The following is a 12,932-nucleotide window of genomic DNA, read 5'->3' as shown; positions in this document are numbered from 1 at the left end:
GCCGATCTTCAGGCCCCCGCCTACCCGCCTGCCAGCCCCGACTGGCGTTTTGTCAGGGAGCCTCAAGAGAATGTCACGCTGGCCAAATCACCACGCCGGCCCAGGCGGCACACTGCGATCACTGCGATATCTGCATAACCCATAACAACATCGGAGATAGCCAATGCGTCGCGTAGACAGGCTTAGCATCTCGGCAGCCCTGGCCTTGGCCCTGGCTGCGAGCACAAGCGCGGTGCGGGCCGACCTGCCCGCCGAAGAGATCGGCCAGAACAACCTGCCGTTCCCGCCGGACCCTCACCGTGTCTACATCCTCGATGTGGACTTCAAGAACCCCATCGCCGGCAAGGTGGTGGTGGTCGACCCCAAGGCCAAGCGCATGCTCGGCATGACCACCAACGCCTTCGTCGCCCCAACGGCGCTGAGCCCGGACAACCGCACCCTGTACTCGGCCAACCTGTTCTACTCGCGTGGTACCTACGGCGAACGCACCGACGTACTGGTGGCGTGGGACACCCAGACCCTGCGCCCGCAATGGGAAGTGGTACTGCCCGCCAAGCGCGCCTCCACGCTCACCGAGAAGTACGCGATGGGCGTCAGCGCCGACAGCAAGCTGGCATATGTCTTCAACCTGACGCCGTCGACATCGGTGACCGTGGTCAATACTCAGACGCACACGGTCGCCAGCGAAGTCGCCATCAGCGGCTGCGTACTCAACTACCCAGTCGGCAAACGCAGCTTCGCGTCACTGTGCGGTGACGGCCAACTGCTGGTGGTGACACTGGATGATGACGGCAAGGAAGTCTCGCGTACCCAGACGCCGTTCTTCGACCCGAACAAGGTCCGCCTCAACGAGCGCGCCATCGCCAACGGCGACACCTACTATTTCACCACCACCCATGGCGAGGTGTACCCGGTGAGTTTCGAAGGGGGCAAGGCCAAGCCGCAGCCCACCTGGTCGCTGGTCAGCGACGAGGAACGCAAGCAAGGCTGGGCGCCGGGTGGCTGGCAAGCCCTGGCCTTGGCGCCAGGCCTGAACCGGCTGTATGCGCTGATGCATGACCAGCACACCGATGGCAAATGGGAAGACCCGAGCACCACCATCTGGGCGTTCGACCTGAAGACGGGCAAGAAATTCGGCACGCTCGACTCGCCCAAGCCGGTCTGGAGCCTGCAGGCCAGCCATGACAAGGCGCCCATCCTGGTGGCCACTGACCTGGAAGGCGGCGTGCAGTTCTTCGACCTGGCCACCGGCAAGCACAGCGGTGCCATGGACCAGATCGCCGACACGCCCGTGCTCACCTTGGCCCCTTGGTAAACAGGAGACCCGACCATGCTCGACCCTGTTCTCGTGATTGCCAGCAGTACCGCTTTGGCGACGCTGCTGGCCAGTGCCGCCAGCCACAAGCTACGTGACCTGCGCGCGTTCAGCGCCATCGTGCGCGACTACCAACTGCTGCCAGCACCCCTGGCACCGGTAGCCACGGCAAGCCTTGCACTGGCCGAACTGGCCCTGGCGCTGGCCTTGCTGCTACCCGGTGGGCGAGCCAGCGCGGCGTTGGCGGTGGTGCTGTTGATGGCGCTGTATGCCAGCGCCATCGGCATCAACCTGTGGCGTGGCCGCCGCGACATCGATTGCGGCTGTTCAGGCCCCGGCGCTGCCCAGCCACTGCGCCCAGTGCTGTTGCTGCGCAACCTGGTGATCGCCCTGTCGGCCGGCCTGGCGGCGCTGCCCATGGCCGAGCGTGCACTCGGTGCCCTGGATATTTTCGTGGTGATTGCGGCCAGTGCCGTGGCGCTGCTGATTCATGTGGCGGTGGATGGCCTGCTGGCCAACCAGCCGCGTCTTGCCAAATTGACTGGGAGATAACCCATGCAACTGCTTATCGCATCGAACATTTTGCTCTGGCTGCTGCTGATCGCGGTGGCGTTCACGGTCATGGCCCTGGTGCGCCAGATCGGCGTGCTGCATGGCCGCATCGCGCCTGCCGGTGCGCTGATGGTAGACAAAGGCGTGACGGTCAACGACCCCGCCCCACAGGTCACCGCCGCCGACCGTCATGGCCGCCCGGTAAACATCGGCTACTGCAGCGAACGCTCGCAGCTGCTGTTCTTCCTCGCGCCCGGCTGCCCGGTGTGCAAATCGCTGCTGCCGGCGGTCAAGTCGATTGCCAAGGACAACAGCGGCGGGCTGGACGTGATCTATGTCAGCGACGGTGATTTTGCCGAACAGCAGGCCCTGATCGACGCCAACGACTTGCAGCAAGCCACCTATGTGGTCGGCCCCGAGATCGGCATGACCTACCAGATTGGCAAGCTGCCGTACGCCGTGTTGATCGACCAGGCCGGCACCCTGCGCGCCAAGGGCCTGGTCAACTCCCGCGAGCACCTCGACAGCCTGTTCGAGACCGTGCACCTGGGCAGCGCGAGCCTGCAGCAGTACCTGCACGGCAACCACGCGCACGGCCATGCTCACGACCATGACCATGCCCACCCACACAGCGCGCAACACTGATCGCGGAGCACACCATGAGTTTTCTCGACAAACTGTTTGAACGCTCCAGCCGTCATGTCGCCGACACCACCTCACGGCGTAAGGTGCTGGCACGCCTGGGCTCGCTGATCGTCGCCGGCGCGGCCCTGCCGGTGCTGTTGCCGATCGACCGCACCGCCAAGGCGCTGGCCGCCGAGCAGCCGAAAATGGGCGACCCAGGTGACCCGACCAGTTGTGACTACTGGCGCAACTGCTCGATCGACGGTTTCCTGTGCTCGTGCTGCGGCGGTTCGATTACCTCCTGCCCGCCCGGCACCGATGCCTCGCTGGTGACCTGGATCGGCACCTGCCGCAACCCGGCCGATGGCAAGAACTACATCATCTCGTACAACGACTGCTGCGGTAAGCACGCGTGCGGCCAGTGCGCCTGCTCGCGCAACGACGATGAACAACCCTTGTATCGCCCGTTCAACAACAACGACATCAACTGGTGCCTCGGGGCTGAGTCGAAGATCTACAACTGCACCGTTACCATCATCCGCGGTGTGGCGGTCTAGCGCCGTGAAGGCCCTGACCGCGGTGTTGATCCTGTGCCTGCTGGCGCCTGTCGCCCAGGCCAGGACCCTGCCCAACCCCAACCAGCGCCCGGCGTCGGGCAACGAGGTGCCACCGGTGCCGATTGCCCAGGCCGGCTACTCGGTGCCGGTGAATTACCAATTGCAGTGCGCCGGCTGCCACCGCGACAACGGCGAAGGCTCGGCGGCCAACGACACGCCGCGCATGCAGGGGTTTGTCGGCAACTTCCTGCGGGTGCCGGGCGGGCGCGAGTTTCTGGTGCGGGTACCGGGGATTTCCCAGTCGGCGCTTAATGATCAGCAGATTGCCGATTTGCTTAATTGGCTGCTGGCGCGGGATGGGATGGCCGGCAACAGCTCACCCGAGCAATGGCCGCCGTACAGCGGCGAGGAAGTGCATCGGGTACGTCAGAACAGCATGCTCAACCTGCCGCATGTGCGCGCCGGGTTGATCGAAGCGATGCAGGCCAAGGGCATTGCCATCAGCGATGGGCTTGGCCACTGAATCACGCAAGCGTTGTGCCTTCAGCCCGCCCTGTCAGCGGGCTTTTTTTTTGGTTGTCGGGTGGTTTTTTTTGGGGGGGGTTGGGGGTGTTCGTCGCAGGATTTTCGGCGCCTGTGAGATCGAGCGCCACCTCACAACATGAGGCAGGCACCTCGTCGCCCTCCCCCAACCTGCCAAAGTGCAACATCTGGAAACAAACCTGTATCAATTGGCTACATCCCAGCGCATTCCAGCGCACTAATCACACCACTACCACTGCCAACACCCTCATCACAAATAAAATTAATCCCAATTAAAACAATGCACTAGCAAATACCCCCTGCTACACCACCCCCTCTCAGGCCCGATTTTTGCTTGAAAATTCAAGTGAATTATAATGCTTTAAGGCACCCCTCCAAGAGTTCGCTCAAGCGAACCGTTCCACGTCCTACCGTGCGAGGCCCCCATGACACCAGCAACCCGTGTTACCGACGATCACTTCCAGGCCTGGCTCAGCCAGGTCAACGATGCCTGCGGCCACTTCAACGCCCGCAAGCTCGACGCAGGCTTCGTCGGCCAGCTCGAAAAGTGCCAGGTAGGCCAGATTTCCATGAGCATCGTCGACATGACCCACGTCAACCTGTTCCGCGGCCCGCGGGAAATACGCGCCAGCGGTGCCGACAACTACTATGCCGTCTTGCAGATGGCCGGCACCTCGCATATCGAGCACCAGGATGCACGCATCGAACTGCGGCCCGGCGACCTGACCCTGATCGACGCCAGTGCCCCGTTGGACATGCACTTTCACCAGCGCTCGCGCCAGTTGTCGCTGATTTTGCCGCGCACTCAGGTCCAGAGCAGTACCCGCGGCGTCAACGTGGCCTGCGCCAAACGCATCGAAGCGCAAACCCCGTTGGCCAGCATGGCCCGCCAGATGATGCTCGAAGCCGGCCGCACCCAGCACATGGCCAACAACGAAAGCCAGGCGGTACTGGAGGCGCTGATCGCCTTGCTGCGTCCCGCCATCACCCAGGACTCGGTGCCCGGCAGCCACGAGCGGATGTTCCGCAAGGCCCTGGCACTGATTGACCAGCGCATCACCTGCGAAAGCCTGACACCTGAGTTCATTGCCCGCGAAGTGGGCATCTCCATGCGCAGCCTGTACCGCATCTTCGCCAAACACGACTTGGTCATCGCCCAGTACATCCGCAACCGCCGCCTCGACTTCTGCGCCGAAAGCCTGCGCAACCCGTCGATGGATCAGAAGGTGTCGTCGCTGGGGTATGCCTGGGGGTTTTCCGATTCGAGTTACTTCAGCACCGCATTCAAAGGCCGGTTTGGCATGACCCCAGGCGAGTACCGCAAGCGTCACGCCAACTGACAAGCCCAGCAAACACCCTGGCAGGCACAACAAAACCCGCCCGCCTGTACTCGCACACAATCAAGCAGAACACCAACAAGAAGCAGCCCCGCGCTGCCCTACCCAGGAACCGTGCGTGATGTCGACCGTCGTATCCAGCAAGTTCGTAATGCCCTTCCTGCTCGCCGCGCTGGCCAGCCCGCTGGCCCTGGCCGAAGACTGCGCGGCCCCGCAGCGCCAACAGGGCGAACAGGTGTTCGCGCGTGACTGCGCCGCGTGCCATTCGGCGCAAAAGGATGGCCCAGTGATGATGGGCCCCAACCTGCACGACGTGGTGGGCCGTACCCCCGGTACCGTGCCAGGGGCCAATTACTCTCAGGCCATGAAAACCCGCCAGGCGGCCTGGACGGCGCAAAGCATCGGCGCCTTCATTGCCCAGCCACAGGCGGCAGTACCCGGCACCTACATGCCTTATGCAGGGTTGCCGGACGCTGGCGAACGCCAGTCGGTGACGTGTTTCCTCGCCGGCCTCAAGTAACCACGTTTGCCCACGAAGGCCCCGCGATGGGGCCTTCTGCGTTTTTAACGCCCGCCCCATCAGCTTGGCACACCGCCAAAGTCAACTGGCAGCCAGGGCAAAAGCCCAGGGCTGAGCTTGCTTCATGATCATTGGCACGTCTTCGGAACTTCTGCCAAAACCATGACAAAGGAAGCCAGACCATGCACCATCGCCCGTTCCGCCTAACCTTGGCCGCACTCCTGGCCGGGGCTTCGCTGAGTGCGTCCGCGCACGAGCTGTACAGCGATGCCGAACGCCATCTGAACGCCAATGTGGAAGCCGTGTTCGGTGCATTCCACAGCGAACGCAGCTACGCCATCGCCCGCGACCAACCCGGCTCCACCTCGTGGCGGGAAGGCTACATCAAGTATGGCTTGAGCGCCGACCAGGCCCTGGGCAGCGTCGGTTCGCTGTACGGCGCCTTCGCCATGCTCAGCTCAGCGACCTGGGGCGACGGTGATGCTTCCGGCTTTAGCGATGGTAGCGAACGCACCAGCAAGATCGAGGATGCCTACGTGGGCTGGAAGTCCGGCAACCTGGTGCCGATGCTGGGCGAGGACGGTATCGACCTGTCGTTCGGCAAGCAGATGGTCGCCGTGGGCGATGGGTTTCTGCTTCAGGGTGACTCGCTGAACGTCGGCCATGGCCTTGCCGATGGTCAGTTCAACCGGGGCGGTGCGTACTACCTCGCCGCTCGCAAGAGCTTCGACAAGACCGCCGTGCTGCGCCTGGGCGGCAGCAGTGGTTGGCGCGGCGACCTGATGTGGCTACAGTCAGACAACCGCGCCCAGGCCAACACCGAACTGCACGTGGCCACCCTTGAGCATGTGGCGGACGCCGGCACCGTCGGCCTGACTTATATCGGCACTACCCATGTCGACGAACAGTACGCCTCTCCGCTGCAACTGGAACGTGATGGCATGAAGACTTACAGCCTGCGTGGCCAGGGCAATGCCGGGGTAGAAAACCTGTTTCTGTCCGGGGAATACGCCAAACAGGACAAGCCCCATACCGCCACCGAGGACGCCTGGTACCTAGAAGCCGGTTGGACCTTCGCCGACCTGCCCTGGCAACCGAACCTGAGCTACCGCTACAGCCGCTTTTCCGAGCAGTACGACACGCTGTTCTATGGCCTCGGGCGCGGGTTGGGTACCTGGTTCCAGGGTGAGGTGGCCGGTAACTATGCCGGGCCGTTCAACAGCAATGCGCGGGTGCAGAAGGTCGGCCTGACGGTCAGCCCGACGCCGACGTTGAACCTTGGCGTGATGGGGTTCCATTTCGACACCATCGATCGCAGCCTGGGCAATGTGGACGGTCGCGAGCTGGATATCTATGCCGAGTGGACCCTCAATGATCACCTGATGATCGTGCCGCTGGTGGGGTTGTATCAGCCGGATCGCAGCGTGGAGCAAGGGGGGACGCAGTTGGGCAACAACCACGACAACCTGTATGGCCAGGTGGTGTTCGTCAGTACCTTCTGAGCTGCAGGCACTGGGGCTGCTTGGCAGCCCCAGCATCCGTGACTACCGCTCTGGCACCGGCAACGGCGCGTCGCTGTTCCACGCCGTCACTGGTCGGCTGAACAGGTTCTCGGTCTGGAAATGCGCCATGCGCCACTGGCCCTCTTCCAGCGCAAAGCGCACGGTCAGCCGGGCAGCATTGAGGTGCGAGGCGCCGTCGGCAAAGGTACTGGTCTGCAACATCACCCAGCGCCCCACTCCTTCCTCACCGGCCACCTCGATAACCTCACTGGTCAGAAAGTGCACATTCAAAGCGAAATGCGCCGGGGTCTTCATGTAGGTGGCGAACATCGCCCGGATCGCTTCGCGCCCGCGGTAGCCGCCAAAGCTCTCGGCGTACTTGGCGCCCTTGCCCTCCCACACCGCATCACGGCAAAACAGCTGCGCCAGTTCATCGAGCGGGGATTGCGCGTCCAGTTGGTCGCACAACGCCATGTAGCGGTTGATGCAGACGCGGATGGCCTGCTGGTTTTCAAAGCTGCGCAGGCGGGCCTGGAGTTCGAGGATATCGGTCATCGCAATCGTGGCCTCAATGATCGTTGCCGGCGTACAGGTTCAGCAGCAAGCGCTCGGCCACTGCCAGCAATTTCTCGTCGGCACCTTTGGCCGCCACCAGTTGCAGGCCGACCGGCAAACCGGCCTCGCTGCCCAGCGGAATGCTCAACGCCGGGTGCCCCGACAGGTTGAACGGCCGCACCAGCGAGGTCATGCCCAGCACCGCGCGGGTATCGGCGGCGTCCTCCAGGCGCAGTGGGAAGTCCGGCATGGTCGGCAGGGCCAGGACATCGAAGTTGGCCAGGGCCTGGTCGACTTCTTCAGTGAAGCGTCGACGCACCTCCTGCGCCTCGGCCAGCGCCGTGTCGGTGGTCTGCCCCGCTGCCGCCAGGCGCCCGGCGATATCGCTGCCGACCTTGCCGGTTTGCAGAAGGTGGCCACAGCCTTCGAACGTCTCGCGGTTGATCACGACCATGCCGGCGTCATAGGCGGCGCCAAAGTGTTTGAGTTCGACATTGCCCAACGGCAAGCCACTGGCGCTCAGGGCCCCGTGCACCACTTTGTGGATGGCGGCCTCGGCGGTCACCCGCAATACGCCGATGCGCGCCTTGGCCGGTACCTGGGCGGGGACGAAACTGGGGTCGATCATGCTCATGGCGCGTACCAGCATCGGCAGGCTCGCGGCGAACGGGCCAACGCAGTCGAGGCTGGTGCGGGCCGGCATCACGCCTTTACGGCTTACCCGACCAAACGTCGGCTTGAGGCCAAACACGCCACAGCAACAGGCCGGGACACGCACCGAGCCACCGGTGTCGGTGCCCAGGCTGAAATCCGCCAGGCCAGCGGCCACCGCAGCAGCCGAGCCGCTGGACGAGCCACCGGGTATGCGCCCCGGAAAGCGCGGGTTGGCGGCCGTGCCGGTATAGCGGTTGATGCCGGTCGTGCCGAACGCCAGTTCGTGCAGGCTAACCTTGCCGGTCAGCCGGGCACCGGCCGCCAGCAACTGGCTGACCACGTCGGCATGCCGCTCGGCCAGCGGCGCATCCTCTAACGCCTGGCTGCTGGCGCGGGTCGCGGTACCGGCGACATCGATGGTGTCCTTGACCACGACCCGGGGGCCGGTGCCGCCCAGATCAAGGGTTTCTACTATGATTGTCATTGTTGTGCAGCCCTCTTCAAGAATGGATGCCGGGCCTGGGCCCAGCCGATAAAATGCGTGCCGATTACTTGAAATGTCAACTGAACATTCCAGTATTATGCACCCGCTTTACGGTAGCCAAATGCGCGGAAACGTCTATGATGTCGCGACTATTTCCGCACAAGTAGTGAATCGATGAGCAACTCGAAAAACACAGGCCACAGCCACCACGACCCGGCCAGCGATGAATTTCGCAAGGAAGATTTCCCCTTCTACTGGCTGGCGCGCGTGCATGGCCGCTATACCCAGAACATGGAACGTCTACTCAAGAAGATCGACCTCGACGTGCCGCGCTGGCGCGTGCTGTGGATCCTCAACGAGAACGGTGAATCGAGCATTTCCGAGATCTCCACCCACGCCATCGCCAAGCTGTCGACCATCACCAAGATCGTCTACCGCATGAAGGACGACGGCCTGGTCGATACCGCGCCAAGCCCGGAGGATGGGCGCGTGACCCAGGTGCGGATCACCGAAGTCGGCCTGCAGAACATCGAGCGCATGCAGGACGTGACGCGCGAACTCTTCCAGCGCAGTTTCAAGGGGCTGACCGAAGCGCAGGTGCAGCGGCTGAACCGGATGCTGGAAGTGGTGTTCCATAACCTCGAAACCCCTTAACACCCAATCCCCTCCCTGTAGGAGCAGCCTTGTGCTGCGAAGAGGCCAGTGCAAACGGCACACAGCGCCGGTACTTTCACCGGCCTCTTCGCAGCACAAGGCTGCTCCTACACAGGGTCAGCGCAAGCTGCTCAGCACGCCTTCGAGAGCACACATCGCGGTTGCTTTCACCGGCCTCTTCGCAGCACAAGGCTGCTCCTACACAGGGTTAACGCAAGCTGCTCAGCACGCCTTCGAGGCCTCGCATACCCGGTGATAGGCCCGGTTGAAATACACCAGCCCATCGTCCGCCCCACCATGGCGGATATCCTGGATCTCGCAGTAGAAAATGCTGTGCGAACCCACCTCATGCACCTGGGCAATGCGGCAGTCAAAGTTGACCAGCGCCTCCTGCATCACCGGCGCGCCGCTCTCCAGCACGGTCCAGTGCGTGGTCGCAAAGCGCTCTTCCGTGCTCAGGTTGCGGTTGGCAAACGCCCCCGACAACTCCTGATGGGTACCGGCCAGCACGTTCACGCACAGCGCGCCGTTGGCCTTGAATTGCTCATTGGAATACGAGGCGCGGTTCATGCACACCAACAAGGTGGGCGGCGCGTCGGTCACGCTGCACACCGCCGACGCGGTAAAACCGAAACGGCCTGCGGGGCCATCGGTGGTGATGACCGATACGGCGCCACCGAGCAGCGCCATTGCATTGCGAAACTGGCTTACATCTACCATGGTCATGCTCCTCAGATATCCAGCACCAGCTTGTTGGACTTAGCCCGCGAGCAGCACACCAGGATCTGGTCGTTCGCGGCTTTTTCTTCATCGGTCAGGTACACATCGCGGTGGTCCGGCTCGCCTTCGAGCACTTCGCACATGCAGGTCCCGCAGACGCCCTGCTCGCAAGAAATGTCGATCTTGATGCCAACCTGGGCAAGCGCTTCGAGGATGGTCTGCCCCTCGGCCACCTGCACGGTCTTGTTGCTGCGCGCCGCCACCACTTCGAAACCTTGGCCACTGGCGTCGACCTCGACCTGGAAGTACTCCTTGTGGATGTGGTCTTCGGCATAACCCTGCCGACGCGCGCCCTCAATCACCCAGTCCATGAAGCCGGACGGGCCGCAGGTGTACAGGTGGGTGCCCTGGCTGGCAGCGCCCAGCACCGCCTCCAGGTTCAGCCGCTGTGCCGGGTCTTCATCATCGAAGTGAGTGACCACCCGCGCGGCGAACGGCGCCGCCGCCAGCGCCTCGAGAAACGCACTGCGGCTGCGCGAGCGCCCGCAATAATGCAGTTCGAAATCCGCGCCCTGCTGGTGCAGGGCGTGGGCCATGGCGATCATCGGCGTGATGCCGATACCACCGCCCAGCAGGATCGAACGGCTGGCCTGCGGCGCCAGCGGGAACAGGTTGCGCGGCGCACTGATCTGCAGCTGGCGCCCTTCCAGCAAGGTCTCGTGCACGCCCACCGAACCGCCGCGTGAAGCCGGGTCTTTCAGCACGCCCAGGCGATACACCGAAGCATCGGCCGGGTCACTGCACAGCGAATACTGGCGCACCACGCCGGGCGCGACGTGGATATCGACATGCGCGCCCGCCTCGAAGGCCGGCAACGCCGCGCCATCAGCGCGCCCCAGGTCGAGGACGACCACGTCGGCCCCTTGGATCTCGCGCTTGCGCACGACTACGTTCAACAATTGTTCATTCATGGCCGGTGTCCCGTGTAACGACAGGAGGCGCGCAGCGCCCCGCAAAAAAAATCAACGCATGAACAGGCCGCCGTTCACGTCCCAGGTCGCCCCGGTGGTGAAGTAGGCTTCGGGCCGCGCCAGTTGCACGATCAGGTCGCCCAGAAAACCGGCGTCCCCCAGGCGCTGCACCGGGATGTTCGCCAGCAGCCCTGGCAGGCGCTCGGCAGGTACCGCGGCATGCACCGCCGGCGAATCGATCGGGCCGGGGGCGATGGCGTTGACCGTGACGCCACGGGCAGCGAACTCCTTGGCGAAGATCTTGGTCAGGGTGACGATCGCGCCCTTGCTCGCCGCGTAGTGCGCGCCGGTCGCGGTGCCGCCGTTCTGCCCGGCCAACGAGGCCATGTTGATGATCCGCCCGTAACCGGCCTCGGCCAGGTACGCGCCGAACACCTGGCAACCGAGGAACACGCTGCGCAGGTTCAAGCCAACCACGGCGTCGAACTCTTCCGGGCTGATCTGCATCAGCGGCGTGGTCTTGGTCACCGCAGCGTTGTTGACCACCACGTGCAGGGCACCAAAGTGCTCCAGCACCTGGGCCAGCGCCTGCTCGAAATCGGCCTTGCTGGCGACGTCGAGCTTGACCGCCAGGGTACGGCCGCCCTGCCCTTGCCGGGCTTGCTGCAGTTGTTCGGCGCTGGCCTGAGCGAGCGCCAGGTCACGGTCCGAGACCACCACGTCAAAGCCTGCGGCAAGCAGTTGCGCGCAGAAGCGCTGGCCCAAGCCCTGGCCGGCGCCGGTTACCAATGCGACTTGGTTCATGGTCGGTTCCTCACAGGATGTAGCCGATACCGGCGAGGGTATCGTCACTGTTGATCAGGCTGATCACCTTGCGGTGGATCTTGAAGCTGCCTTGCGCCCGTACCAGGGTGTAGGTCAGGTCGGCGCTGTAGTGCTTGAGGCTCTCTTTGCGGAACTCGCGCACGTTCTGTGCGCAGCGCACGGTCACGTTGACGCCGTCGTCGCCCAGCACCCGGAAGCGCGAAATCGTGCGCACGGTGCGTGGTTGCGGGCTGGTGGAAATCGACTCGCCGCCGATCAACCGCTGCACGCGCAGGCCACGCATGTGGTGGTCGTCGTAGGCGTAGTTGAGGGTGTTTTCGTAGTCACTCTCGCGCGGGTCGATGGGAATGATGTACGTGCCTTTTTCGGTCCATTGGCCGAGCCAGGTGTCGTACTCGCCGTGGTCGAGCATGTCGCCTTCCTGCCAGATGAAGGCGGTGACTTCTTGCAGCAATTGCAGGTTCATAGGGTTCTCCACGCTCACGCCGACATCATCTTTTTCCACTGCTGGTACGCCGCACGCATGCCGGTTTCGGCACTCACGTCGGACACCAGCCCGTCTGCGCTGGGTTTCTCGCCCGGCAGGCCGCGGTTGAGCATGATCCACAGGTCTTCACCGGCACGGGCGCCTTTCTGCACGCGCTCCCAGGCTTCGGAATCGTCCGGGGTGCCAAAGCCCATCGGGCCCTGGAAGTGCTCGTGCAGGCGCAGCCGGTAGCGGTTGGCTGCGGCTGGGCCGCCGTCCATGGTGATCACCGAGTGGTGGATTTCGGTCTCGGTCACCGAGATCGGCTGCAGCACGCGGAAAAACGCCATCGAGCAGGCGACGTTGGGGAACAGGTTGAGGTTGAAGCCCGAGCCACCGACGGCGCGGACGATGCGGCGCACCTGCTGCTCGTCGATGCCTTCGTCACGCAGTTCGGCGGCGAGGGACTCGAAGCGCTCGGGGATCGGCTTGTCGAGGTCGGCTTCCAGGTCCACCAGCTCGGGGATCATCACCATCACGCTGTGGCCGTTGCCGAGGTCTTCGACGTAGCCGGGGCCTTTGACGAAGTCGAACAGCTCCAGGGTCTGCTCGTCGACCGAGGACAGGAAGCTTTTGTGCACCAACGGGAAGTG

Annotated in this window: 16 protein-coding genes; 9 read left to right on the top strand and 7 right to left on the bottom strand. The window is 63.6% G+C overall.

Going from position 1 to position 12,932, the window contains the following annotated elements:
• Window positions 1-163 precede the first annotated feature (163 nt).
• From D886_RS0118580 to D886_RS0118545, 8 genes are all read left to right on the top strand, one after another.
• Entirely contained in the window at window positions 164-1,315 is a 1,152-nt protein-coding gene (locus D886_RS0118580; RefSeq protein WP_027595342.1) for an amine dehydrogenase large subunit, read from the top strand.
• 15 nt (window positions 1,316-1,330) lie between these two features.
• The gene (locus D886_RS0118575) at window positions 1,331-1,867 is read left to right on the top strand and encodes a MauE/DoxX family redox-associated membrane protein (protein WP_027595341.1); all 537 of its coding nucleotides are present in this window, start codon (window positions 1,331-1,333) and stop codon (window positions 1,865-1,867) included.
• Window positions 1,868-1,870: 3 nt separating this feature from the next.
• Complete coding sequence (gene mauD, locus D886_RS0118570; RefSeq protein WP_027595340.1) at window positions 1,871-2,512, top strand: methylamine dehydrogenase accessory protein MauD; 642 nt, start codon at window positions 1,871-1,873, stop codon at window positions 2,510-2,512.
• Window positions 2,513-2,526: 14 nt separating this feature from the next.
• Window positions 2,527-3,048, top strand: a complete 522-nt coding sequence (locus tag D886_RS0118565) for a methylamine dehydrogenase light chain (protein WP_027595339.1) — start codon at window positions 2,527-2,529, stop codon at window positions 3,046-3,048.
• A gap of 4 nt (window positions 3,049-3,052) precedes the next feature.
• Window positions 3,053-3,571 carry a cytochrome c gene (locus tag D886_RS0118560; RefSeq protein ID WP_027595338.1) on the top strand — a complete coding sequence of 173 codons (519 nt, stop codon included), beginning with the start codon at window positions 3,053-3,055 and terminating at the stop codon, window positions 3,569-3,571.
• 445 nt (window positions 3,572-4,016) lie between these two features.
• Window positions 4,017-4,931 carry a transcriptional regulator FeaR gene (gene feaR, locus D886_RS0118555; RefSeq protein ID WP_027595337.1) on the top strand — a complete coding sequence of 305 codons (915 nt, stop codon included), beginning with the start codon at window positions 4,017-4,019 and terminating at the stop codon, window positions 4,929-4,931.
• Between the two features lie 118 nt (window positions 4,932-5,049).
• Window positions 5,050-5,448 carry a cytochrome c family protein gene (locus D886_RS0118550; protein WP_027595336.1) on the top strand — a complete coding sequence of 133 codons (399 nt, stop codon included), beginning with the start codon at window positions 5,050-5,052 and terminating at the stop codon, window positions 5,446-5,448.
• A gap of 182 nt (window positions 5,449-5,630) precedes the next feature.
• Window positions 5,631-6,950, top strand: coding sequence for a hypothetical protein (locus D886_RS0118545; protein WP_027595335.1), 1,320 nt, complete (start codon window positions 5,631-5,633; stop codon window positions 6,948-6,950).
• Between the two features lie 42 nt (window positions 6,951-6,992).
• Here the strand turns inward: D886_RS0118545 and D886_RS0118540 are convergent, their stop codons facing one another.
• Together D886_RS0118540 and D886_RS0118535 are read right to left on the bottom strand one after the other, a co-directional pair.
• Window positions 6,993-7,505, bottom strand: coding sequence for a nuclear transport factor 2 family protein (locus tag D886_RS0118540; protein ID WP_027595334.1), 513 nt, complete (start codon window positions 7,503-7,505; stop codon window positions 6,993-6,995).
• Between the two features lie 13 nt (window positions 7,506-7,518).
• A complete protein-coding gene (locus D886_RS0118535; protein ID WP_027595333.1) occupies window positions 7,519-8,643 on the bottom strand; it encodes an amidase in 1,125 nt (374 codons plus the stop codon).
• A gap of 174 nt (window positions 8,644-8,817) precedes the next feature.
• Here D886_RS0118535 and D886_RS0118530 point away from each other — a divergent pair, with 174 nt between their 5' ends.
• Window positions 8,818-9,297, top strand: a complete 480-nt coding sequence (locus D886_RS0118530) for a MarR family winged helix-turn-helix transcriptional regulator (RefSeq protein ID WP_027595332.1) — start codon at window positions 8,818-8,820, stop codon at window positions 9,295-9,297.
• 222 nt (window positions 9,298-9,519) lie between these two features.
• On the opposite strand, the gene D886_RS0118525 is transcribed toward D886_RS0118530, so the two are convergent.
• From D886_RS0118525 to D886_RS0118505, 5 genes are all read right to left on the bottom strand, one after another.
• Complete coding sequence (locus tag D886_RS0118525; protein ID WP_027595331.1) at window positions 9,520-10,017, bottom strand: flavin reductase; 498 nt, start codon at window positions 10,015-10,017, stop codon at window positions 9,520-9,522.
• A gap of 11 nt (window positions 10,018-10,028) precedes the next feature.
• Window positions 10,029-10,988 (bottom strand): PDR/VanB family oxidoreductase, encoded by a 960-nt coding sequence (locus tag D886_RS0118520; protein ID WP_027595330.1) that lies wholly within the window; start codon window positions 10,986-10,988, stop codon window positions 10,029-10,031.
• Window positions 10,989-11,039: 51 nt separating this feature from the next.
• A complete protein-coding gene (locus D886_RS0118515) occupies window positions 11,040-11,792 on the bottom strand; it encodes an SDR family NAD(P)-dependent oxidoreductase (RefSeq protein ID WP_027595329.1) in 753 nt (250 codons plus the stop codon).
• Window positions 11,793-11,802: 10 nt separating this feature from the next.
• Window positions 11,803-12,279, bottom strand: a complete 477-nt coding sequence (locus tag D886_RS0118510; protein WP_027593647.1) for an aromatic-ring-hydroxylating dioxygenase subunit beta — start codon at window positions 12,277-12,279, stop codon at window positions 11,803-11,805.
• A gap of 14 nt (window positions 12,280-12,293) precedes the next feature.
• The coding region (locus D886_RS0118505; protein ID WP_027593646.1) for an RHO alpha subunit C-terminal catalytic domain-containing protein at window positions 12,294-12,932 on the bottom strand (639 nt) is incomplete at its 5' end.

Source organism: Pseudomonas sp. LAIL14HWK12:I7, from assembly GCF_000483465.1.
Taxonomy (GTDB): domain Bacteria; phylum Pseudomonadota; class Gammaproteobacteria; order Pseudomonadales; family Pseudomonadaceae; genus Aquipseudomonas; species Aquipseudomonas kermanshahensis.
The sequence above is the reverse complement of the archived record's forward strand: the minus strand, read 5'-3'. Positions and strand labels throughout refer to the sequence as shown.

Excerpts from the sequence above, each read along its gene's own strand:
- feaR (WP_027595337.1), top strand. The coding sequence starts at position 4,017 with ATGACACCAGCAACCCGTGTTACCGACGATCACTTCCAGGCCTGGCTC.
- D886_RS0118545 (WP_027595335.1), top strand. The coding sequence starts at position 5,631 with ATGCACCATCGCCCGTTCCGCCTAACCTTGGCCGCACTCCTGGCCGGG.
- D886_RS0118565 (WP_027595339.1), top strand. The coding sequence starts at position 2,527 with ATGAGTTTTCTCGACAAACTGTTTGAACGCTCCAGCCGTCATGTCGCC.
- D886_RS0118520 (WP_027595330.1), bottom strand. The coding sequence starts at position 10,988 with ATGAATGAACAATTGTTGAACGTAGTCGTGCGCAAGCGCGAGATCCAA.
- D886_RS0118530 (WP_027595332.1), top strand. The coding sequence starts at position 8,818 with ATGAGCAACTCGAAAAACACAGGCCACAGCCACCACGACCCGGCCAGC.
- D886_RS0118540 (WP_027595334.1), bottom strand. The coding sequence starts at position 7,505 with ATGACCGATATCCTCGAACTCCAGGCCCGCCTGCGCAGCTTTGAAAAC.
- D886_RS0118525 (WP_027595331.1), bottom strand. The coding sequence starts at position 10,017 with ATGGTAGATGTAAGCCAGTTTCGCAATGCAATGGCGCTGCTCGGTGGC.
- mauD (WP_027595340.1), top strand. The coding sequence starts at position 1,871 with ATGCAACTGCTTATCGCATCGAACATTTTGCTCTGGCTGCTGCTGATC.
- D886_RS0118535 (WP_027595333.1), bottom strand. The coding sequence starts at position 8,643 with ATGACAATCATAGTAGAAACCCTTGATCTGGGCGGCACCGGCCCCCGG.
- D886_RS0118575 (WP_027595341.1), top strand. The coding sequence starts at position 1,331 with ATGCTCGACCCTGTTCTCGTGATTGCCAGCAGTACCGCTTTGGCGACG.
- D886_RS0118550 (WP_027595336.1), top strand. The coding sequence starts at position 5,050 with ATGTCGACCGTCGTATCCAGCAAGTTCGTAATGCCCTTCCTGCTCGCC.
- D886_RS0118580 (WP_027595342.1), top strand. The coding sequence starts at position 164 with ATGCGTCGCGTAGACAGGCTTAGCATCTCGGCAGCCCTGGCCTTGGCC.
- D886_RS0118510 (WP_027593647.1), bottom strand. The coding sequence starts at position 12,279 with ATGAACCTGCAATTGCTGCAAGAAGTCACCGCCTTCATCTGGCAGGAA.
- D886_RS0118515 (WP_027595329.1), bottom strand. The coding sequence starts at position 11,792 with ATGAACCAAGTCGCATTGGTAACCGGCGCCGGCCAGGGCTTGGGCCAG.